The 24,235-nt window shown below is 65.4% G+C and carries 9 protein-coding genes and 1 pseudogene; 9 read left to right on the top strand and 1 reads right to left on the bottom strand.

Annotated features, from left to right (window positions below; all coding sequences use genetic code 11):
• The first annotated feature begins 411 nt into the window (after positions 1-411).
• Positions 412-2,370: an N-6 DNA methylase gene (locus KIP79_RS13340; protein WP_214105073.1), complete on the top strand. Its 1,959-nt coding sequence runs from the start codon at positions 412-414 to the stop codon at positions 2,368-2,370.
• Here KIP79_RS13340 and KIP79_RS13335 read toward each other — a convergent pair.
• Positions 2,357-3,802: a serine/threonine-protein kinase gene (locus KIP79_RS13335; RefSeq protein WP_214105072.1), complete on the bottom strand. Its 1,446-nt coding sequence runs from the start codon at positions 3,800-3,802 to the stop codon at positions 2,357-2,359. The two genes, KIP79_RS13340 and KIP79_RS13335, sit on opposite strands and share 14 nt — an antisense overlap.
• 276 nt (positions 3,803-4,078) lie before the next feature.
• On the opposite strand from KIP79_RS13335, the gene KIP79_RS13330 reads away from it, so the two are divergent.
• The 8 genes and pseudogenes from KIP79_RS13330 to KIP79_RS13295 all read left to right on the top strand — a co-directional run bounded on the left by KIP79_RS13330 (position 4,079) and on the right by KIP79_RS13295 (position 24,233).
• Positions 4,079-5,533 carry a PD-(D/E)XK nuclease family protein gene (locus KIP79_RS13330; RefSeq protein ID WP_214105071.1) on the top strand — a complete coding sequence of 485 codons (1,455 nt, stop codon included), beginning with the start codon at positions 4,079-4,081 and terminating at the stop codon, positions 5,531-5,533.
• Positions 5,530-6,678, top strand: coding sequence for a pPIWI_RE_Y domain-containing protein (locus tag KIP79_RS13325; protein WP_214105070.1), 1,149 nt, complete (start codon positions 5,530-5,532; stop codon positions 6,676-6,678). Before KIP79_RS13330 ends, KIP79_RS13325 begins: the two co-directional genes overlap by 4 nt.
• Positions 6,671-10,243 (top strand): pPIWI_RE_Z domain-containing protein, encoded by a 3,573-nt coding sequence (locus KIP79_RS13320; protein ID WP_214105069.1) that lies wholly within the window; start codon positions 6,671-6,673, stop codon positions 10,241-10,243. The genes KIP79_RS13325 and KIP79_RS13320 overlap by 8 nt, the downstream gene beginning before the upstream one ends.
• A gap of 9 nt (positions 10,244-10,252) precedes the next feature.
• On the top strand, positions 10,253-13,264 hold the full coding sequence (locus KIP79_RS49410) for a pPIWI_RE module domain-containing protein (protein ID WP_214105068.1): 3,012 nt from the start codon (positions 10,253-10,255) through the stop codon (positions 13,262-13,264).
• Positions 13,265-13,785: 521 nt separating this feature from the next.
• Positions 13,786-14,622: an IS5 family transposase gene (locus KIP79_RS13310; RefSeq protein WP_308169705.1), complete on the top strand. Its 837-nt coding sequence runs from the start codon at positions 13,786-13,788 to the stop codon at positions 14,620-14,622.
• Positions 14,623-14,897: 275 nt separating this feature from the next.
• Positions 14,898-16,682 (top strand): hypothetical protein, encoded by a 1,785-nt coding sequence (locus KIP79_RS13305; RefSeq protein WP_214105066.1) that lies wholly within the window; start codon positions 14,898-14,900, stop codon positions 16,680-16,682.
• Between the two features lie 1,042 nt (positions 16,683-17,724).
• Positions 17,725-22,833, top strand: a complete 5,109-nt coding sequence (locus KIP79_RS13300) for a DEAD/DEAH box helicase family protein (protein WP_214105065.1) — start codon at positions 17,725-17,727, stop codon at positions 22,831-22,833.
• Positions 22,834-23,083: 250 nt separating this feature from the next.
• Positions 23,084-24,233: pseudogene (locus tag KIP79_RS13295) on the top strand (IS3 family transposase).
• Positions 24,234-24,235 lie beyond the last annotated feature (2 nt).

Raw genomic sequence — 24,235 nt, 5'->3', positions numbered from 1 at the left:
GTATTGACATTGTCAACGTGGAGCGATCTACGGCTTGCGCTCTCTCGGCCGGACGCGGGGGCTCAATAGTGAGATTCGATGCCTGACCTGCCCGTTCTCGGTGATGTCAGCCCCGCGCTGGAAGTGAATCGAGTTCTTGAGCCCTACAGCCTCTAGCATGACAGCGACATGCTGCGGGAGCGCTGCGTCCTCTTCGCCGCATGCACGCGGGCGCGCGAGGCGTTCTACGTGTCGTGGAGCGGCACACCCAGCCGTTCATCGTTCAAGAGATCCACCCGCATATCTCGAACACATGTATGCACTTTCTGATTACTTCCATGACCGAAGGGTATGATGAAAACTGCGTCAACATAGTTGCTCAGGCCCGATGGAGATCTGAGCGGCTCGGGTTTCAGGAAGGGCTTGATAGTCATGGGCGAGCGCCCTGTCGTGGTGACACTCGCCGAGATCGCCCGAATCGCTGGGGTCGGAAGGGCCGCCGTCAGCAACTGGCGGAGGCGTCACGATACCTTTCCCTCCCCGATCAGCGGGACGGACTCCAGCCCGCAGTTCTCTTTGACGCAAATAGAGGAGTGGCTGCGTAAACACGACAAGCTCAAGTCCGCCACCGGTTCGCTGGAGCGCCTCTGGCCAGCTTATGAGGCACTGGGCGACCGCGATCATATGGGACGCGTCATCGCCGAAGTCGGCACCCGGCTGCGAGGTACCTCCCAGCGGAAGCTGCGGCCCGACGAAGAGGCCCTGGTAGAGCAGGCTCTCGATCTCTCCCAGCGCGAAGGCGTCCGGGAAACCTTTCAATACCTGCTCGACCGGTGGCTTGGCACACATATCCGCCAGATCACCACGACACCGGCACCACTCGCCACACTCATGGCAGAGGTGGCGGCGCAGGCCAAGCCCGGGAAAGTCACCACATTTCTGGACCCGGCCTGTGGTGTCGGCGGCCTGCTGCTGGCCGGCGCGGAACGGTGGGACAGCGCACGCCGTCTCCTCGGGTACGAACGAGATCCTGTTCTCGCCATGTTGGCGGAGTCAAGGCTATTGATGACGATCGAGGCACCCGAGATCGACATCAGAACGGCCGACACCTTGCGGAGCGATCTCCAATCCGCCGATGTAATCCTCTGCAGTCCGCCGACCAACGAGCGTGACTGGGGACATGCGGAGCTGGCCACTGATCAAAGATGGCTGTTCGGCCTGCCTCCACGGACCGAGTCCGAGCTCGCCTGGGTCCAGCACATCGTCTCCTCACTGGCTGAGGACGGCGTCGCAGTGGTGCTCCTGCCACCTGCCGTGGCCTCGCGCCGCGCGGGCCGTCGCATCAGGGCTGCGATGCTCCGGGCCGGATCGCTCCGGGCCGTCATAGCCCTGCCGCCCGGGGCGGCTCCACCCTTCGGGGTCGGCCTGCACCTATGGGTGCTGCGGCCGCCGGCTCAGCGGACAACGGTTCCCTCGGTCCTCTTGGTGGATGCGGCCGACTGCCGGACCACCCCGACCGTCCGAGTCCAGACGGTGGACTGGGAGGCCGTCCGGGATCAGACCCTCAGCGCGATGAGAGGCAGGGCGCCACAGAACAGCATCGAGATTCCGGTCATGGACTTGCTGGGCGAGGAGACCGACCTGACCCCTGCCCGGCATGTACCGGCCGACGTGTCGGTCTCGATCGTCAATCTTCGCCGAACATGGCGGCAATTCGACTCAAGCTTGCAGGCGGCTCATGATCTAGGAAGATCTCTCCGCGATCTTGACATAGCACGAGAAGCGGCGGACGCTCTCCCCGCCTCGGTCGCCGACCTGGAGCAAGCCGGAGCGCTCCAGCTCACTCCCGGGCAGGCGATTCCGGAGGGATGCCTGCGCCGGGGTGAGCGGCCCGATGACGGGGTACCGGTGCTCACGCTCGCGGATGTCCGGGAGGGACAGCCGCCCCAGCTCTGGATGACCGCTGAAGACGTCGAGCAACTCGAACAGGACAAGGCCATCACCGTGACGTCCTCCAACGACGTGGTGGTGGTCGTCCCGTCAGCCGAGTTCAGCGCATGGGTGGACGTTGAGGCCCCGACGGTTCTCGGCCCGCACATCCACCGGCTCCGGCCGGACACCGAACGTCTCGACCCATGGTTCCTGGCCGCGTGCCTACGTGCCCACTCCAACGCCCGGCAAGCCGGCACGCACGCCACGACCGCATCCCGGATAGATGCGCGGCGCCTCTTGGTGCCGCGTCTCGCCATCGACGAACAGCGTCGATATGGCGACATCCACCGACGGCTGGTGGGCTTCGAGCATGTGATCGCGGATCTGGGCGACGTGGGCGTGACGCTGAGCCGGACGCTGACGGAGTTGCTGGCCGCCGGACGGCTCAAAAGAAGCTGAGGATCATCTCTACTTCATCGCGGTGGCCCCATTCACTGAGCTCCGCGGCAAGGTCGCGGCAGCGGCGAAGCACGCGCGGATACGGCTGCGGCATGCCGCGCAGCTCGTCGACCACCGACTTCCAGGCGCTGAAGGCTGCTGCCGTGTCGTCCTCCTCCGGCACCCGACACTCGGCGATGCCGACGCGGGCCTCGAGGAAGAGCTGCACGTCCTCGATGTCGCGGGCCACGCGCTCCACGGCGCGATACAGCGCGCCGGCTCCGGGCCAGTCCCCTTCGAGCCGGGCGCGGTCCGCGCAAACCAGCTGGGCCCGTAGGACAAGGTGATCGCGCGGCCCCCATGCCTCGGTCACCTCCCTCAGCCGCGTCGCGACCCGCTCCGCCTGGGCACCGGGCCCCTTCTCCTCCATCTCTTGATCGGCGGCGTCGAGCAGGTCGCCGAACTCGCGGCGGCTCGGCATGGGGCGGCGCCGCACGGAAGGACGGCTCCGCTGTGCGGGCGCCGGTGGTGCCGGCGTAGACGATGAGTCGCGGACTGCCCTGAAGATCAGGGTGGGGTCGGGGTCCAGCCGGGGCGAGGGGGCAGGGTCGCCAAGCCGGGGAAGGTAGCGGCGCAACACCTCCAGCCCATCGGCCAGGGCAGGCCTGATCGCGGGCTCCTTCTGAAGCATCCACCAGGTCAGGTCGGCCAGGTCGGCGGGCACGGAGTGCTTCTCGGGGTCCAGGCGCGGCGGAGGATCGTTGCGGTGCTGATCCTCAATGCTCCGGTCGGAAAGCTCGCTGAACACCTGCTTCGCGGTGACGAACTCGTACAACATGCAGCCGAAGCCGTAGATGTCGGCAGCGGGGGTCGGGTTCTTGACCCCTCGGATGATCTCCGGCGCCATATAACCGGTGCTGCCCGGCGTGTGACCGTGCCGGGTGTAGCGGGTTGCCTGCGGATGGGTGGGCAGGGCGATGCCGAAGTCGATGATGTAGACGGCCCCGTTCTCCGCGAGCAACACGTTCTGCGGCTTCAGGTCGCGATGCACGACGCCGGCCTTGTGGACCCTGTCGAGGATCTCCAGGATCTGCACACCGATCGCGGCAGTCGCGACCAGCGGCGGCCGGTGGAACGAGAGGAAGTCCCGCAGGTTCTTTCCCTGGATGCGCTCCATGACCAAGCACGGATCACCTCGGTGGAAGCCGTAGTCCAGCAGGCGGGGGATGCCCGGGCCGTGGAACTTCTCCAGGAGCTGCCGCTCCCGCTCGAAGCGCTTGAGCGCCTCGCTACGGACGCTTCGGTCCTCGGCGTCGTACGAAGGGAACCAGTCCTCGCGCCCGAGCACTTTGACCGCCACCTGCTCTCCGGTGATCGAATCTTCGGCCAGCCACACCCGCGCCATGCCGCCTGTCTTCAGACTGGCGCTGATCCGGAACCTGTCGAAGAGCACCTCTCCTGGCCGCACTGCGTCTCCCCATTGCGTGGCAATCACACCCTTGGTGTTTCCACAACAGAATACAGAGACTCGCTTGACTTAGTTCACACATTCCGGTTCTCTGGAGTCGTGAGCACTCTTCCGTTGCCTCCCGGCCTCGCCGGCCGATCCGACGTGGCCAGGATCGGCCTGCCCTTGCTGCGCGATGAGGCAGACGCCTGCGCCCAAGGGCGCGCGCTACGGGCACGCCCTCTTCTCGCGCAAGCCCCCGAGCGCTCCCGCAGGAAGCCTGTGCAGGACTTCTTCTTCAAACCGGTGGAGAGCATGCTCAACGCGATCGAGCACGGTGGCAGGACCATGCAGGCCGCGCTGGCGAACAGCTGGCACACCCGTAACTGTCATCCCACGCACCGGGCGTGGGCGCTCGAGGCCGTGCCGGTCTACCTCGCCGCCCGGGCACGGCACCAGGCTGCCGGATATCCGCCCACGGTTCCCGTGGAGACCGAGTGGGTGAGTATCAACCGGTTGCGTCAGCCTGACGCGAGGGGGGTCGAGCAATACGAACAAACCGCCTGGGGCCGACGGTACGCCACCAAAGACGGTTTGGTGCGGGAAATTTGGATTCCCTCCATCGGCTCGGCCAAGAAGGACCGCTCAGAGGCAGAGATCGCGGCCGCCGCCGCGATTGCTGCGACCGGCGTCCCGGCACGGGCGGCGTTCGGCGAGCCATACCGGAAGGTCGAAGCCGATGCGGTCAAGCCGCAGCGAGTCCGTGTCATCGGTGTCGGCCTCGGCGACGGCGAACCCCGCGTCCTAGCGGACTGGGACGCTGAAGAGGCAGTGCGGCGGTTCGAGGAGCACGCGAAGAAGCGGTACGCCGCCGTCCTCGACGGCCGGGGGCTGCGCCCGGGCACGGACTGCACCGCCTGTGAAGGGCTTCTCGGCTGCACCGCGCTTCCCAGCATCCCAGGGCTGCTCGGTGTGCCCGCTCCCCACCGTCCCCGCAAGCGACGCAGTGTCTCCATCAGCGACCTGCGTGTCTACGCGTCCTGTCCGGCGCGATTCCATTTGACCCGGACGCTGTGGATCAAGGACGGCCGGGCCGAGAGCGAGGCGATCCGTCGTGGCCGCGCCGTGGACGCCTGGCTGAACGACCGGCACAGCAGTCATCCCCGAATCCCTTGTGGGAACGTTCCGCTGCCAACCGAGCTGCCGGGGTTGACCGGGGATGAACTGGGGCCCGCCGTCCGCATGGTGAAAAAGCATCACACCATCTGCCCGCTCGACGGGCTGCCGGAGACCGAACTCCTCCGCTCCCAGTGGCGCTTGGCCGCCTACGACCCGGTCGTGGACGTGGTCGTCATCGCCGACCCCGACCTGCTCTATACCGACGCGGACGGCTGGGTGTGGCGTGAGACGAAGACCGCATCGCGGCGCACCTGGGAAGGCCGCTCCCTACTTCGCGAATTTCCCCAGCTCGCGCTGGCCGTCCTGCTGATGGCTGCCGGTGTCCCTGCAGGCGATCCGCGCCGCTCGCGGATCGAACTGGAGATTCTCCGGGAGAGCGGATCGGCCTGCGAGGAGATCGACCCGTTCGACCAGGCGACATGGGACGAGGCGCGTGACATCGTCGCCGGACTCGCCTCCCGATGGGCGAACGATGAGACGTACTCCCCCAATCCCGGCGACCATTGTGCTGATTGCGAAGTCCGCCGCTGGTGCGCCGTCTCAGGAGAGTCCCGATGACCACCGGCACGCTGCCTGACGCCGCTTCGGACTGGGCCGCCCACAAGGGAGTCCCGCTGGTCCGCACCCTGGCCGGCGCCATGCTCGCACTCGACGCGCAGACCCGCCTCGACGCGTTCACCCTGCCCTATCCGCCGGAGGCTCAGCGGGCTCTGGACCGCACGGTCCTCGCCTGCCTGCTAAAGGAAGCCACGCCCCCGGCGAGCCTGCCCGAACTCGTGACGTGGTGCAAGGATGTCCCGCTCGTCGACTGGCCGGTCGACCTGCCCGCGGACGTGGTCGGCCCGGAGGACCGGCTGCTGGACGCGGACTCCGGGCGACCGACCGAGCTGTGCCACGAATGGGCCGAGCGCACCCGCGACAGTGCGCTGGTCTTCCGCGACCGCGAGATCATCCACACGGCCCTAAGCCTGTGCCGGGCGTTCGGCGAGGAGGACGCCTACACGGCCTTCCGCGGGCTCCTCGTCAACCGCCCGGTCCTGACCGCAGCGGAAAGCTTCGAGGTCCTCAACGACCTGATGCTGGAGCCGGTGCACGAACTGATCCGCCGCATCTACCTCCCGGTTCCCGACAGTTATCTGTACGACGGTGAATACGTCTGCTGCGGGCGTTGTCTCACGCTGCTCACCCCCGTACATGACGGGGAGTGGTGGTGCGAGCGCGACCGCTGCCGCCGCCAAGGGCCGGCTCCCCTGGGCAGACGCCTGCGCTTGGAGGACACGGGCGAGGTGCACCAGGTCGAACGGCCGCTACGGCAGTTCGTTACGGGTCCGGGACGTGCCGAAGCGGCGCTTGAGCAGGATTTGTCGGTGTTGGGGCTGACCGTGCAGATGTGGCCCGGCTATGACTCTTACGACCTGCTCGTCACCTTCCCCGGCGGCCAGCGCTGGGCGATCGACGTGAAGGACTGGGCGAGCCCGCTCTTCCTCGGCCGTTCGGCCCGCTCCGTGCCTCAGGAGCCTCAATACGACGAGGCCTTCTGGGTCGTTCCGCACCATCGGGTGGCGGCCAGGCAGGACTACATCTCGGTGTACGAGCGCAACCGCCCGCCCCATGCCCGCGATCTGCCCCTCCTCACCGACACCGAACTGGTCGGACGGGTCAAGGCCCGGATCCGCAAGCAGAAGGGGAATAAACGTGCGTGACCGCGAGAGCTGGCACCGCCCGGTCAGCCGCGAGCTCGGGCGGGTCTGGAACGGCCTCCCTGCCGCGTTGCAAGGCATGAAGCCGATCCACCTGTGCCAGGTCGAACTCGCCATACGGCTCTTGCAGCGCCTGGCCCCGAGGGAGCCGGCCGAGGGCGCCCACACTCTGCTCGGCGGCTATCCCTTCGCCCGCGCCGCCGGCCTGGTGCGAACCATTGAGCACGACACGATGCTCATCGCCGCCCGTCACCTGCTCTGGACGCTGCGCCGGCGCCGTGCCTGGCACCAGGCGCTGGAGCTGTATCGCCAGGTGCCGGCGAGGTTGCGCGCCTACGAGGTCCCGGAGGACAACAGCCCGGTCCTCGCGCTGACCCCAACGGTCGCATCCGACCGCATCGCGTTCTACGATGACGCGCTCGCCCGGTTGCCGCAGCACGCGCGTAAGCCGCTTCCCCTCGCCCCCGCCGGGCGGAGCGGCTTCATGGATCGCCGCCGCCCGACCTCCGTCACGATCCCCGAGGAGCTGATCTTCGATCCCGCCACTGGTCACGACCTGGCGAAGGGACGGCCGGGTGGGAGTGCCCCGCTGACGATCGAACGTGCCGAGCTGCTCGCCACCGCCATCTGGATGGATCAGCGAGAACGCGAGCTGGATGTGGAACGGCCGGGTAACTGGGAGGACAGGCTCAGCGAGCTACGCTTCGCGCCTCGCGACGCCGACGGCCGGAACTTCAGCGAACGCGACGACATCCACCTGAACGGGCTCATGCACCTGGTCGGCATGGTGGGCGCGGGCAAGAGCACACTGATGGTGCTCGTGGCGGTCTACGCCGCCCGGCGAGACCTGCGCGTCACCCTCGTCGTCGGCGACGTCGCCGAGCAGCTGCGGCTCTGCGAACTGCTGAGCAATCTGGATCTGCCCGCCGTGCCGGTCCTGGGTCCCACCACACGCGAAACCCACGTACAGCGGCTGCACCGCCGGCTCGCCTCGCGCGGTCTGGACAATCTCCTCGACCATGACGCGACGGGCTTCGACGACCTCAGCACGGCGTGCGTGGTCGATGCGCTACGGAGCACGGAGGCGATTCAGCCCCTCCGGTACGCCGACGCGCCATGCACCGCTCTCTATCCGGAAAAGCGAAAGGTCCAGCGCGGTGCGGAAATCGCCCTTCCCGAGCCGTACCAGCCGGGTGAGGCCGCGCAGGAGCGGGCGGCCGATGAGCTCCGGGGCGCCCAGCACGGCTGCCCGGTGTGGGCGAGATGTCCGCGCCACCGCGCGGCGCGCAATCTCGTGCAAGGGCTGATCTGGGTCGCCAACCCGGCGAGTCTCGTCCAAAGCGCCGTCCCGCAGCACCTGAACGAGGAGCAGCTGCGCTATCTCGAGCTCGCCTGCCTGCTCAGCGACATCGTCATCGTCGACGAGGCCGATTCGGTCCAGATGAAGCTGGACGAGATCTTCGCCCCCTCGGCGACGCTTGTCCGCCCGGGTCCCGAATCCTGGCTCGACCAATTGCACACCCACAAGATCGAGGAGCTCTCCAGACGGGGCCGACTACCCCTTACGGACCAGGAGATCGAGCGGTGGAACTCGGCACTGACCGTCGTCTCCGCCGCCACCGACCGGCTCTACCGGCTGCTGATCGCGGAAGAGGAGCTGCGCGACTGGGCGGACATCGAATACTTCAGCCCGTGGACTCTGCAAGAGAAACTGCTCGGGGACTGGTTCGACGAACAGCACTTGGGCGCCGAAGGCGTGCCCGACGAGCGGCAACTGTACGAGCCGTACGACGGCGATCCCCCAGAGGTTGACGAAAGTTCGACGTCCCTGGACTCCCTGCGTTCAAGGCTCAGGGAACTCCTGGACACCTTCCGCGACGATCCGCTGGGCGACTCAGGCCCGTACGACACGATGACCGATGACTTGGTCGACACCACGCGAGACCTTCTACACACCCTCCACACCGCACGTACCCGTGCTCGAGTCAGGGCTTTGCTGGACAAGCTGATCGAGGGCACGCCCGCCTCCGCCAAGGACGACCGCTGGCGTGACCTGACCTGCCGGCGGCTCGAGTTCCTGCTCGTGCTGTCGGCTCTCCACCAGCGGCTGGAACGCCTGACATTCCTCTGGCCTCAGGTGGAGGCGGCCCTGCGGCTGGACTCCACCGGTAACGAACTGGCCCGGCGGCCGCCGCTCGACTACGCACCGCTCATTCCCGAGGCGCCGATGGGCAACGTCCTTGGCTTCCAGTACCTGCCCGATGAGCGGGAGCGCGACGAGGACGGCAACAACAGCGGCACCCTGCGCTTCTTCCGGTGCGCTGGCGTGGGCCGGGAGTTGCTGCTCTCCCTCCACGAACTGGGCGCGGACCCGGGCCAGGGACGGCCGGGCCCGCATGTAGTGCTGATGTCGGGTACCAGCTGGTCCGGAGCGTCTACTCGGGCTCACGTCTTGGCATCGGTGGCCGCCGTACTCATGCCGTCGGAACGTTCGCTCAATGCGGTTGGGAAGTCACGGTTCGCCACACGCTTTCTCTACGACGCCGACGGGGCTCCGATGAGGCTCTCCGGCACCGACCCCAGGGTCAGGCCCGCAGCCGCCAGAGCTCTCGCCATGCGCTTGGGCAGCCCTGGACGAGGCGGCGGCGCGAGCCCGTTGGAGGAGGAGCTTGCCCTCGTCAGGGACGACAACCGGCGCCGGGCGATCCTGCTCGTCGGCAGCTACAAGGAGGCGAACACCGTCGCCGACACCTTGCACGGTCTGGACCGCTGGCGGGGCAGGGTGCGCGTGCTGGCCGCCGACGACGCCGATCTCGACCATTCCGTACGCGGCACGGATGCGGCGGGCGCGGAGCACGCCGTTACGTTGCGGCGGGGTGACCTCGCCATGTTCGCCGAGGACCCAGATGCCGAACTGCTGGTGGCGCCGTTACTGGCAGTCGAGCGCGGGCACAACATCCTCAATATCGAACGCAACGCGGCTTTTGGCACCGCCCTGTTCCTGGCCCGGCCGCATCCTCGTCCCGATGACCTGACACTGGCGATCTTCGCTGTGAACGACTGGGTCTGCCGCTTCGTCCGCGACCAGAAGCGGCCCGACAACCGCGAGGGTCCGGCCACGTTCAGCGAACTCGTCGCCAAGGCCACCGGACTCGACCGGGCTGGGCTCGACTTCCGCCACGAGGCACGGCAGGAGTGGCGCCGCCTACTATCCCGGCGCTACGTCTACTCACGGCTGTCACCCTGGGAGAAGCACGCCTTCGCCTGGGATCAGCTGGTCACCATGTGGCAGGTCATCGGCCGACTCGTCCGGGGCGGGGTGCCTGCCCGGGTCGTCTTCGTCGACGCCAGCTTCGCCCCGCGGCTGGCCCGCGCGCTGTCCCCCGGCTCCGCAGGACCTGCTCCCCTCGAAGACGGCCTCCTGGCCGCCCTCCGCTCCATCCTCGTCCCCTACTTCGCTACCGGAGCCGACCCGGCGAGCTTCCCGGACCCGGCGGACCCGGCCCTTGCCCAGCTGCTCTACAAGCCGCTGTACAACGCTCTGTCCAATCTCGAACACCACCGCTGAGGACTACCCGTGCCCGTCAGTTACGAGTTCATCCGCACAGCCTCCTGGCAACCCGTCTCGCAAGACGCCACCGTGGTAGCCCACTACCGCGCGCTGCGCTTCCCCGAGGCGTGGCGCGAGGCGATTCTCGCGCTCTGCAACCTGGGCCGCCCCGACGGGGCCGAGCCCTACCGCACGGTGCCCACCTACCGCTTCGAGCAGGTGATCCAGGCCTTCGCTCCCGATCTCCTGGTGCTTCCCCGCCCATCGGAGCACTGGCTGTATGTGCCCGAGGAGGTCGCGGATCCGCTGCCCGGCCCCGTGCTCCGCTCCCTGGTGGACCGGTGGCTGGGAGATCTGCGGCCGGAGCCAGAGCACCGTGCCTTTCTCAAGGATGTCCGCGCCGAGCTGTCGACATCCCCGCCCGTCTGGGAGCGGGTCGAAGCGGAGCTGCTCCGCTGCCCCACGACGCTGGGGGGTGGCACGGCCGCACCCTTTGAGCACCAGTTCCCACTCAGCCCCGACTGGCTTGCCAGGCGCGTGCTGGCCCTCGGCCCGTATGAGCATGCCGCCGGGCGGCTCCATTTCCGTGCCGTGCCCCGCGGTCCTCGCGACAAGGGCGCCGAGTTGGTCTCTCAACCGCTGCCGTTCCCGTCCGGCACGCGGACCTGGTGGTATTCAGTCGTCCTCAATATCACCCTCCACACCGTCCCCTTCGACCCTCTCCCCCGCTTCCATCTGCACTTCGGCATCCGCCGCTGGGCGACTCGTGTCAGCTCGACGACCGGCAAGGTCCGCCTGCCGTACCGGCGGAAGGCGACTGTGGTGTTGCGGCCCCGGGTGCCGTACCTGCCCGGTGCACCGCTCAGCGAGCGCTACGCATTGGCGAGGATGGAACGCCGATGGGACAGGGAGAAGGAGGAGTGGACGACCGACTGGGTGAACGGTGGCCCGGCCAGCATCCTGCGAGGCATCTCCCTGGCCGAGACCCTTCCTGGCGCGGACGAAATCCTCTCCAGCCCGGAGGAGTGGCTGGAGCAGGGGCTCCGGGCGGGCATCGTGTACAGCACGGCCATGGGTGGTCACGAGGTCAAGGCGGGCCTCATGTCACATCAGCGTTCTAAGCTCACCGAGTGGGCCGAGCAGGCCCTGCCCGCCGAACTGCGGGCGACCCCTGCCCTCGTCCGCACCCGGCGGTCGAAGTCTTCGAAGCCCCTCAATGCTCCTCCCGCCAGCGTGAAGAAGGAGGACAAGCCAGAAGAGAGCGCCCGCAGGGCGGCGGAACGCCGGGCCGGCGCTGCCTACGCGGTCTCCTGCCTGACCCCGGACGCGGATCCGGAAACGCTTCCCACGCTGGAGGCACGGCTTCTCTGGCAGACCCGGGAGCTACGGGAGGCCGGGGTCTCTCAGCTCGTCGAACATCTTGGGCTGAAGGGCGATGGCGGCGCCTTCACTGAGGCGCAGTATGAGGCCGCGCGTCCCGGCGACCCGGTGGTCCTGGAGTGGCAGTGCGCGGAGCTCACCGTACGGCTTCGCTGCATCAAGCTGACGGCCGGCCTCGGAGAGGGCCTCTCTCTTCCTCCGAAGGGCACTCGGCGCACGTCATCGGCGATCAGCGCTGCCGTGCATGATCGGCGTACCAACGCCCGCTCCTGGCTCGCGCAAGACATCACAGACAAAGCCCCCACGCTGGCAGTGGTGGAACTCGACCGGCGGGCCGACTTCGAAACTGGCGATCATGACCCCAAATTCGCGCTCAGGCTCGGCTTCGCGGACGCCGGCGCGATTACCCAGTTCGCGACGGTTCCCAAGAAGGACGGGCGATACGACTCATTGAAGAACCTCGACCACCGTGTCTCGATGGCTTGGGACGATGGTCTGCGTCAGCTCGGCATCCGTGTGCATCCCACGCACAGCCTCGGCGACAAGATTCCCGCCGGGCTGCGGTACGCCGCCGTCTGGCTCGTCAGGAAGAACCGCACAGCACGCAACCGGTGGGCGGCGTACGTTCCGATCGCTGTGCTGGTGACACCGCAGGACTTCGGCAGCGGCATCGCCAGAGTTCAGGGATGGGACCCCGAGGCGAACAAATGGATTCCATACCCTGCGTTGCTGCTAAAGCTGACGCGGCTCGCGGAGGTCTCCGTCGCCGACGCCGATAATGGCGGACGAGGCAGCTACTACCGCGACATGAACGAGCAGCGGCGCAACACGGAAGAGTGGCTGCAGAAGATGCTGCGCTCCCTACGTGGCACCCCAACGCTGCTCCTCGCCCATGGACAGAACGCCCGCTCACACTGGACGTGGCTTCAGGACGGCCGCGTGGAAGCAGACCGCATCCGTGACGGGCATGCGCTGGCTCGCAGGCTGCACCCCGATCTGAGGCTTGTTCGTGTGAGAACTGGGCGGGACCGAGAGACGGCTCAGTGGTGGGGGCTCAACCCGAAAGAAGAGGCGAACGGACTGCCGTCCCACCTGTGGGTCCCAGAGAGCGGCGGCGTCAGCCGCGTCTTCTATAGCACCACGCCCAAGCCTGCGCAGTTCAAGACGTCAGCCATAGAGGCCGACAAACTCGCCCCACGCCCCCGTCGCGCTGGAGAGCGCAAGGGCGAGACCACGATCGACACCAACATCCCGGGCTGGAATCCCGGTCTCGTGGAGATCGCTGTTCTCGGCTGTCACAAGAACGACGGCGACGATCCAGAATCGCTGGCACTCGCCGTGCATCAGCTGCGTCAACCACCGGACTACCCGCAGGCCCTCGCTCTACCCCTTCCGCTACATCTGGCAGGGCTTGGCCAGGAGTACGTCCTGCCGACGCTCGCGGAGGAGGTTGAGGACGAAGCTACCGCTGTCGCGGATCTGCATTCCATAGATGCCAGCGTGGTTTCAGCGGGTGACGGCGACCCGGACCCAGCTATGGCGGCAGGACTCTTTACGGAGCAAGATCCCGAGGAGGATCACGAGTCCACCCGTGTAGACGGCCTCCCAGAACCGACCCCACCGATGCCCCACGACTACGGTCGAATCCCGAACAGGTAGGTCAGCCGTGCTCGGTCCGTGCTCGTCCGTCCCGGAACGGGGCGTCAGGAGGCGTCACAGGCGGACACCTAAACATGCCCTACACGGGACGGACTGACACCAACTGACACGTCGCAACACTAAAAGATCTTGCTTCTAATCCGACGGTCGGGGGGTCGAATCCCTCAGGGCGCGCTTAGATCATGGCGTTGACCTGCGAAACGTGCGCCGCAATCACACTTAGAATATTATTCTAGTCGGGTCGTGCTCGCGCCGTGCTCGCCCGCACCTACCCCGCACACACCATGATCATCAGCGTCGCTGATCAACGACGGCTGGTGCTTCAGCCTATTTTCGACGAACACGCCGTACGTGATCACATCCCGATCAACATCACGGTGCCTCTCGCACCCCACTTAGTGATCTTGGAACGACCGTGACTATTGGGCGGTGGCGAGGCATAACTGAGTGTTTGAGAAGGGTGGATAACGGTCCGGACATTCGGTCACCACCCCGGACCGATGCCGGGCGATCATGGCAGGGTGCCGCGTGATCGCCGCTATCCCTCCGATCTGACCGACGCCCAGTGGGCGCTGATCGAGCCGCTGTTACCCGCGCCCAACAGCGGCGGACGGCCAGAGAAGCACCCCCGCCGCGACATCGTCGACGCCATCTTGTACGTGGTGCGCACCGGCTGCGCCTGGCGGCAACTGCCCTTCGACTTCCCGCCCTGGCAGACCGTGTACTGGTACTTCGCCCGCTGGGAGGAGGCCAAGGTCACCGAGCAGATCCTCGCTGTGCTACGCCGCCGCGTCCGCGCGCAGCAGGGCCGGGAAGACGAACCCTCGGCCGCCATCATCGACTCCCAGAGCGTGAAGGGTGCCGACACCGTCGGCCTCGACTCGCGCGGCTACGACGCGAACAAGAAGATCAACGGGCGGAAGCGGTTCATCGTCACCGACACCCTGGGCTTGCTGCTGGTGGTCTGCGTGATGGCCGCCTCGGTGCAGGACCGCGACGGGGCCAAGACCACCTTGCTGTCGCTGTACCTGGTCACGCCGGTCCGGTTCGTCTACGCCGACGCCGGCTTCGCCGGGATGCTGGTGGATTGGGCGCAGCGGATCTTGCGGACCACGCTGCACATCGTCCGCAAAGCGCCAGGCCAGGTCGGGTTCGCCGTGATCGCCCGCCGCTGGGTGGTGGAACGCTCGCTGGCCTGGCTGACCGCTCACCGCCGTCTGGCCCGCGACTACGAACGTCATCCGGCCACGTCCGAGGCGATGATCCGCTGGGCCGCGATCTCCGGTATGGCACGCCGTCTCACCCGCGGACATGCCGCCAGACGCCAGCAAAAGCTGACGCTCAACCCGTCAACGTGATCTTCTCAAACACTCACTAAGAAGTCGGCAAGATCATTCCGGCGGACGCTCCCGCATCGCAGCTAATGGGGCCAGGGTGTCCAGTTGTGCTCTTGTTGTAGCTGAATCTCAATTGCCGCCTCTATTGCATCGTTCGATGTCCTCATAGAGCATATGCATCACATTGCCCAGTATTCTCATGGATGACGTCGGTGCGTTCGTACTCATGGTGGCAGGATCGACTTGCGGAGCGGTTCTTCGGGTCTAACCAGGCTGGCCGTCCGCTCCTCTTCTTCGTGGATGACGACGAGGCTGCGCGCCTGCATCGCGAGGCCTCTGGAGACGAGCAAATCCATGATCTCTGTATGACGGTGGCAAGTGCGATCCATTGGGGGCGTGGCGCTTACGACGGAATCTATCGACAGGTGGTGTCCTGGCGTAAAACTGAGCGCGAGGACCCACTGCCCTGTCTTCCTCTCCTCGCGGTTGCTGTTCTCGCTGCGACCAGGATGAAGGGATCCGGCGGACGAGGTGCCCACGGCTTCTACCTTCGTTTTGCCGAGCTCCTCACCCGTGAGGGTATTGCTGTAGATGTCCGCCAAAAGTATCTTCAGGGTGATTTCGAACGGATCCGTCAGTTCTGGGTGAATCTTGACGAGTGGCTCAAGGAGCAGGCCGGTGCTCGGGGCGTCAGCACACTCGGTGCTAGCAAGGGCCGTGAGCTGATCGGGTACGCGCAGTCGCAGGCAATCATCTGTGCGGCAGACCACGACCGGCTTATTCCCTTCTTTCGTGATCACCGCGGGCAGGATGCTGGCACTCTCTTGAAAAAGCTCGGGAAGTGGACCGGGCAGTCACGGCTTTCTCGATCGTTGCAGAACGCGCTAACCAGTGGTGCTCAAGACGTCCTCCTCCAAGAGCTCCTAACGGCCCTATCGGCCGCCGACACCGCGCCCGCGACCCACAGGCGGCCCTCGGGCTTGGTGCCACTACGTCTCCGCTTCAGCATTACTGACGACCTTCGGAACGGCTGGACTCTGAAGTGGTACGCGGAGCGCATCCCTGGGATTGAGCACGACGAACTGGAGTATCCGGGCGGGCGGCTCGTCGTAACCGGTGGAGTTGGAACGCTCTATGGGCTCTCCGGCGATGTGCCCGACATCAAGAGAGCCCTAGAGCGAGGGCTGCATGCGCAAGGCAAGCACCTCCGAATCGATTTCGAACCGCAGCTCAAACCCCTCATCCTCCAAGCCGACACGCGCGTCGAGTGGGCCGTGGTAGATAGGCAGGAGCCGGGCGTTCCCTCCCTTCTTCTCTTCGACGCACCGCGAGAAGCGCAGGCAAAGGCTCTTGTAAAGGAGAACCACTTCGACTGGCTCGAGCCTGAGGAGAGCTCGGTCGAAGGCTGGTTCGTGGCGTCGGAACTGGAATTTGGGGATAGCCCCAGCGAGCCGGGGAGCGCACTCCGTCTCCTCGGAGGACTACGTGTCCAGGCCAAGAGTGAGCGGCAGCACTATCTCATCGGCGGCGAACCGGATATCGTGACGCCTCCTGGGGTTGCCGCGGTACTGCTGGATGGCCGATCCATCTCGACGAGCGGCGGAAGGACGCGACTGCGCGGCCGCGGACTCAGCGGCGGCAAGCATGTCCTCAAGCATGGATCGACACAGAAGATCTTCTACCTACATGAGCCGCAGTCGCTCGTTGCCGACATGAGTAACGCGTTTCAACACCCGACCTCGCCGACTATAGAGGGCGCCACAGTCATTTATGCTGACGGACACTTCACCGATCTCGCTCCAGCCAACCAACCGACATGGTGGAGCACCCGCGGAACTGGCCTCGGAGGTTCTGCACGGACGGAGATCCCCGAAGATGCAGTATGGCTTGTTATCGATAGGCCGGACGGGACCATCGAAGTCCGCCTTCTTCGCACCAAAGAGCCGTGCATAACTCAGATGACACCAAGAATGCGCAGTTTCTGGAGTCAGATGATCCTCATAGAACACCCTCCGGCCGAAGCGAAGCTCTGGCGCCGATACTGCGAAGCAGCTCTGCAGAAGGGACGAGGGCGTGTCTGACCTGCGCGGCATCAGCCCAATGATCCGTCGAGAGCGGAAGAGCCGACGTTTGAGTCCGGATGAGCTTCGCCGACTGGCTGCTGAGGCGCGGAAGGCAAACGAGGCCCCACGTGCGTCCGCCAACTCGAGACCAGCAGGCACTGCAGCATCGCAGCCAGCACCCGATTTCGATCCTGATCTCTTCGTCGCCTGGCTTGCAGAGACGGAGTCCGGCAGCATTGATCGACTCCGCAGTGATGTCGCCTGGGCCGCCGATACGACGACCGAGGATGCGTCGAACTGGATCTCCTTACTAGAGGATCTTGGTTGCCTTAAGATCGACTGGGCCATCCGGCGATGGTCTGCCGAGCCTGTGGGCGTGACCAGTTTGCCTGGGAGAACCAAGGTTGCGCTCATGACAGGAGCACGTCCGACACTGTCTTCTTGGCTGAATATGCCCGGCGTCGTGGCCCATAAGTCTCCCACCGACCGAGGCATCCCAATTCCTTCCACAGTATGGTTTGAGGGGGTCGAGACAGGAGAAAACGTCTTCGGAATGTCGGTCTCAGAGAGTATCGCAGAACTCGCAGCACGATCCCTTCAATTCTTGACATTGGAGTCGCCTTCCCCCGGCCCGTCCCGGCATACTCCATTGGCGCCGTTCGATAAGCGCTCTGCAGTCTTCGGACTCGCCCGACGCGTTTCAACTCCAGACGATGGCCTCTATCAGTATCTGGCTTCATGGCCAGATCAATCGGTATGCGATATACCGTCGCGGGGAATGGTATGAGGTTGATCGTCGAGAGGGCATTCACCTTGTCCTCGCACCCGGCGAGTTTCCGCTCCGCTGGCACGCCGACCGAGTCGCATCACGTGCGAAATCAGCGTATGGGCAACTCGTAGTGGATCAACGGACACCTTTACCGCGCGCACATCAAAGAGCGGCCATCCTGTCCACCGGCCTTCCGCCGCTCAGGACCACCGAAGGCCTGGCGTACGACGGTGTGCCGCGCTGGATCGCAGAGAAGATCTCGGTGTCGTTGCGACGGAGGCTGGAAGTCCGATGACTGAGCTCGATGTTAAGCAGGCGTTCGACGCCCTTCGCGAGGCGTACCTCCGCTACTACGACACCGCGTTCCGGCTTCGTGATCAGCGGCTGGCGGCTGAGCGCCGGGCGCTCTTGGACACGCCGGGCGGCATGTACGCCGAGCCATACGTCGAGACCAGGCCCGAGTACAGGCTCAGCGGCCGGACCCTGGCTGAGTCAATCGCCCGAGCTGGTGCTCCGGCAGAGCTGGCCAAGTTCGCCGAGTGCGGGCTGCTTGACCCGAGCCGACAGCTTTACACCCACCAGGAGCGGGCCCTCATCTCGGCTCTCGTGCCGGCCAAGAACGTGGTCGTTACGGCCGGTACTGGCTCAGGCAAGACCGAAGCGTTCTTGCTCCCCATTGTGGCCGATCTCCTCAAGGAATCCCGTTCCTGGTATGGGATTCCTGGCAAGGCTGAACAGTGGTGGAAGCGATCTCAAAGTCCGTATACGCCGCATCGGGCCAACGAGGAGAATCGCCCGCGAGCAGTCCGGGCCATGATTCTTTACCCGACGAACGCTCTCGTTGACGATCAGTTGGTGCGGCTTCGGCGTGCCCTGGACAGCGAGGCCGCTCACGCGTGGCTGGACCGCAATCGCGGTGGACACCGCTTTTATTTCGGTCGCTACACGGGCGCAACACCGGTACTGGGTACGCCTGATCAGGCAGGAGCTGTGACCCAACTGCGTGAGTACTTGCGCGAGTGCGAGAAACGGAGCCGCCAGGCCGCACTGGCGAAGGACGAATTTATTCGCTACTTCGCTCCTCGTCCTGGTGGCGCGGAGATGCTGTCACGCTGGGACATGTACGACGCGCCCCCAGACATCCTCATCACCAACCACTCGATGCTGAACATCATGCTGCTTCGAGACCGTGACCAGGGCTTCTTCAGCGAGACTCGGCGCTGGCTGGCCGAGACTCCTGGGGCACGATTCACGCTGGTGGTCGACGAGCTACACATCCACCGCGGGACGGCCGGAACCGAGGTCGCCTACCTCATCCGTAACCTCCGCCAGCGACTGGGGATCATGGATCGCCCGGACCAGCTTCGGATCGTTGCGACCACGGCGTCCTTGGATCCTGACCGGGACCGGCTCTTCCCTCAGGAATTCTTTGCGGTCAGTCAGGACTCGTTCGACTACATCTCCGGCGAGCTCACGGCCGGAGGCGGCCCTACCGTCCCATTGGAGCAGGCAACGATCACGGCAGGACAGAAGATCCGCACCCACCTGTTCTTCCGGAACGTCGCGGGTTTGTGGGCCTGTGCGGATTCCGCATGTTCGACAATCCCCGAGGCTGAACGGGAAGGACGTGGAATCGGCCGCCTCTACGCTCGCCCACGAACCTTCTGCAAATGCGGCGCACGCGTTCTCGAACTTTTGTTCTGTCGGTCGTGCGGCGACGTCTTCCTCGGCGGTTACGCACCCTGGGAATCCTTCGAGAACCCCACTTTCAAGGACGTCCATCTCCTTCCCGACACCCCCGACCTATCGCGGATCCCAGATCTTGCCCGTCCCGACCGGACGGCACACAACTACGTCGTGTACTGGCCGCGCACCGTCCAGCAGCAGGCGCATGATAAGAACTCCTACGACCGCGATCACGGCGCAGCCACGTTCTCGTTCCGCCGCTCCCTCCTTGACCCGCGGGCGGGAACGCTGACCAATCAGGAAGAAGGGGCCACGGGCTGGAGCTTCCACATCGAGGCAAACAAGAACTCGCAGGGTAAGCCTGGTGTTGACCTCGACAAGCTGTCGCCGTTCCCGACCCGCTGTCCCGCATGCTCAGCCGATTGGGAGCGCACTCGTCATCGGTCGACACCGCTCCCCCTAACGCATCCGGATCGCCAGCTGTCGCCGATCAGCCCGATGCGGACCGGTTTTGAGAAGGTGAATCAAGTCCTCTCGACCGAGCTCGCCGCCCAGTTCGAGGACGAGGCTGAGCGAAAGCTCATCATCTTCTCCGACAGCCGCCAGAACGCGGCAAAGCTCTCGGCAGGGTTGGCACTCCGTCACTATCAGGACCTGGTCCGAATCTTCGCACTGCAAGGCACCCATGAGCAGACCATCAGCGAGGAGGACATCGCCCGCGCCCAGACCTCGGGAAACCCCGCGGATCTGAAACGTCTCGAAGCCAAGGACCGAGAAGCACTCAGAGATCTCCGGCTCGCCTGGCTCGACGGCGACGAGCAGGCGGCGCTGGCAGCCCGCGCCAAGCTCACCGCGCCGCTACGACTCGATCTCCTGGCAAGGACGATCATCCATCGGCGCCTGATGGCACTCGGCGTCAACCCCGCCGGCCCCCGGCGATCGGTGCAGCAACCAGGCGGTCAGGACTGGCACAGCCTCTATGACTGGAAGGTCAACCCGCCCCGGCTCATTCCTCAGCTCTCCGACGCGATGCGCGACACCGTTCTCACGGCCGAAGAAGACCTACTCGAGAACGCTATCGAAGCCCTGTTCTCCGGATCGAACCGAGACTTTGAGTCACTCGGCATGGGCTGGGTCGACGCAGCGGATGCTCGCCCCGATACAAAAATCCCGGGTCTCGGTCAGGGAAGTCTCCGAATCCTCGCCGAGCTAAGGCGCTTCCCCAGCCTTCGCGACCCGTACACGAAGGCGCCCAAGCGGCTCAACGCCTACTGGAAGCGAGTCGCCCGTGAGCACGGTCTCGATACAGGTGACATTCAAGACCAAGCCGAGGCCTATTGGCGCGGAATCGTCACCGAGTTCCTCATCAATCCGACGCAGGTTGCAATCCGCCCCGCCAGCGATCAAGCCTGGCGCTGTGAGACTTGCGCCCGCCAGCATCTCTCCCCAAGCGCCAGCATCTGCACCGGGTGCTACGCCCGCCTGTCTCAAGAGCCCCAGCCACTAAGGGATGCCGGAGACGACTACTATGCGTGGAAAGCCGCCACCGGCGCAGGGGCCTTCCGCCTCAACTGCGCGGAACTAACGGGCCAAACTGGGCGTATCGAGGCGCAGCGACGCCAGGCTCGCTTCCAACGAGTCTTTCTCGAAGAGAGCGAGGAACCGCTCGTTCACGAGCTGGACCTCCTATCGGTCACCACCACGATGGAGGCCGGAGTGGACATCGGCCCTCTTTCCGCTGTCGTGATGGCCAACATGCCCCCGACCCGCTTCAACTACCAGCAACGCGTTGGCCGCGCGGGACGCCGGTCCTCACCCGTCGCCATCGCCCTGACCGTCTGCCGAGGCCGAAGCCACGATGAGCACTACTTCCGCAACCCTCATGCGGTGACCAACGATCCAGTCCCTGCTCCGTACCTGGCGCTCAATCGGCCGGAGATCTTGGAGCGAACCGTCACGAGTGAGATGTTGCGTCTGGCTTTCGCTGGAACAGGGCTCGCCAATCCCAAGAGGTCGGGTGTCCATGGCCAGTTCGGGGCTGCTGCTGATTGGCCGGATGCGGAACCAGCCATTCGCCAGTGGTGCCGCGACCATCACGATCGGATCGTCTCGGCTGTCCAGGCTCTTACGGCCTTCACGAAGTTCACCTCTGATCGTTTCGATGCGCGCTGGGTGCAGCAGCGCATCGATCGCGTGACGGAACTTGCCGGGTTGGCCGGAGAGACCGAAGATCTCGGTGAGCGCCTTGCTCATCTGGGAGTTCTGCCGATGTTCGGCTTCCCTACACGAGTACGCCAGCTCTACCTGGAAGAGCCGAAGCGCTCCTACCCATGGCCTCCCGACGAGACCATCGACCGAGACCTCGCTCTGGCTGTATCGTCCTTCGCTCCCGGCAGCGAGATCGTTAAGGATGGCCAGGTCTTCACCGTGGTGGGCGTGACCGACTTCATACCAAGCACACGTGGCAAGCCCACACCCGTACCCGACCCTCTAGAAAATCCGCGGACGATCGGGTTGTGCCCGCAGTGCAGCCACCTCAGCGAGGACGGCACCAGGAGCGCCTGCCCGCTCTGTGGTTTCACCGACTTCCGAGTTGTAGATCTTCGGGAGCCGGCGGGCTTCCGCGCGAGCCCGCCCGATGACTTCGACGGTAACTTTTCCTGGTCAGCACGGATGGTGGCCGCGCGAGCAACCACTACCTTCGACAAGCTGACTCACACCTCGTTGCGGGCGGCCGAGTTGTACTCGGGCCCGGGTAAGCGCTACGTCATCAACGACAACGCTGGCAACGGCTTCGTCTTCCGCCGTGCTACCGGTAGTTGGGGCGGCTATGTCGTTCCGACCGACGTAGATCCCACGGCGAAGGGTTTCGGCGAAGCCCTGACAGCAGCCATCGGTGCGGTCCTCCCCACAGATTTCCTCTTCATCGGACCTCGCACCACAATCGACGAAGTCCAGGGGCTGCGCTTGGGGTTGGAAAACCCCACGCCACGCTTCGCCGCCGATCTTCATCAAGGCCGCCGGGCAGCGTGGTATTCGCTGGCATTCCTCTTGCGGACTGCAGCCGCAGAGTTTTTGGATGTCGACCCGCGAGAGCTGATCGCCGGAGTCCACCCAGCTCCACATGCGGATGGCACTGCGTTCTACGCCTTTCTATCGGACGCCTTGGAGAACGGCGCCGGATTCAGCACCCACCTCGGGGAGGTCGCCCCTGCGTTTGCCCAGCACGTCGAGCAGTTCCTGGGCGGATTGGCTGAGAGCAAGCATGCGGACTTGTGCCAGACTTCCTGCTACGGCTGTCTTCGCGACTACGAGAACATGGTCTATCACCCCTTGCTCGACTGGCGTCTCGGAGCGGACCTTTTCAGGGTGCTGTCGGGCGAGAAACTCCAGCACACGCAAGCCACGCTTGCGCGGGAGCGGACCTCGTTGGGCGGTGTCCAGGCCTTGTTCGAGGGCGAATTCCTTCAACCGGATGCGGGCGTACTCGGAGTTCAGGTGCGGCGGAAGCCGTACGCAGTCGTGGTCCGCCACCCTCTGGAGGCGTGCGAAGTCAGTCTGACGAGTCCTCGTCTTCGATCCGCGCTTGACGCGGCTGCGGAGTACGCGGGAGACCCTTCGCGCGTCATCGTCAGTGACTGGTTCACCGCGGAGCGGAGCCCACTGCTAATCGTCGAACAGCTCACAGCCCGCCCGAAGCGATCCCGTCGATGATCAGGCCGGGGCTCGTTCGAGGATCGGCAACACCGGCACAGGCCATCACCACGCGGTACGGCCCGGCACGAGAATCGGCGAAGTCGCGGACAAACGGCACACCGAACCCATGCAGCCACACCGCGACACGAAACCAGGGAACTCATAATCTGATGTGCCCTGCCTTCCGTGGAGTCACTGATGTGCCCCGTCCTCTGTGGAGTCACTTTGGTTGACTTGTGTGCCATTGACCCCAGGAGAAGAGGTCGGCATGCCACGCAGGGGCTACCCTCCGGAGTTCCGTCGCAAGGTGTTGGATCTGGTCGAGGCGGGGCGTCCCGTCCGGGACGTCGCTCGTGATCTGGGGATCAGTGAGCAGACCGTCTATGCGTGGCGCAAGCAGGACCTGATCGACAAGGGCCAGTTGCCCGGCGTCACTTCGAGCGAACAGGTCGAGTTGCTGGCCGCCCGCAAGCGGATCCACGAGCTGGAGACCGAACTGGCCGTCACCAAGCGGGCGATCGAGCTTGTGCGAGGGGTGGTGCCCCCAAAAGACGGTTCGAAGCCATCGCGGTGATGGCCGGCGAAGGCATGCCCGTCCAGGTCGCCTGCCGGGTGCTGGGCGTCTCAGAGTCGGGCTACTTCGCCTGGCGCGGCCGATCGCCCTCGCCCCGCTCGCTGCGGCATGCCTGGCTGACCGAACGGATCAAGCAGATCCACGCCGCCTCCCGTGGCACCTACGGTGCTCGCCGCGTCCATGCTGAGCTCACCTTGGGAAGCGGCCTGATCGTCGCTCACTGCACTGTGAGATGCTCATGCGGCGCCACGGGATCTGCGGCCTGCCCGGCAATCGGCGCCGCCGCCCGATCCCGCAGATGCCGACCGCCGCTGACCTGGTCGACCGGGACTTCCACCGAGATGCGCCCAACAAGTTATGGGTTACCGACATCACCGAACATCCCACTCGGGAGGGCAAGGTCTACTGCTGTGTCGTGCTGGACGTCTATTCTCGCCGTGTCGTCGGCTGGTCGATCGACTCAACCCAGACCGCGACGCTGGTCACCAACGCGCTCGGTATGGCCATCCAGAACCGGGCCCCAGAGCCGGACGGCCTGATCCACTCCGATCACGGGGTGCAGTTCACCTCCTGGGCGTTCACCCGCCGCGCCCAGGAGTCCGGCCTGGTGCCGTCGATGGGGTCGATCGGCGACTGCTTCGATAACGCGGTCATCGAGTCGTTCTGGGGGCGTATGCAGGTCGAATTACTCAACCGACAACGGTGGAAGACCCGCATCGAACTCGCCAACGCGATCTTCGACTACCTTGAGATCTTCCACAACCGGCAACGCCGCCACAGCGCTCTCGGGATGCGCACACCCATCGAATACGAGATGCTTTACCCAGCCCGCCAACCGGCATGAAG

Origin of the sequence: Acrocarpospora catenulata, assembly GCF_018476525.1 — a bacterium.
Classification (GTDB): domain Bacteria; phylum Actinomycetota; class Actinomycetes; order Streptosporangiales; family Streptosporangiaceae; genus Acrocarpospora; species Acrocarpospora catenulata.
The sequence above is the reverse complement of the archived record's forward strand: the minus strand, read 5'-3'. Positions and strand labels throughout refer to the sequence as shown.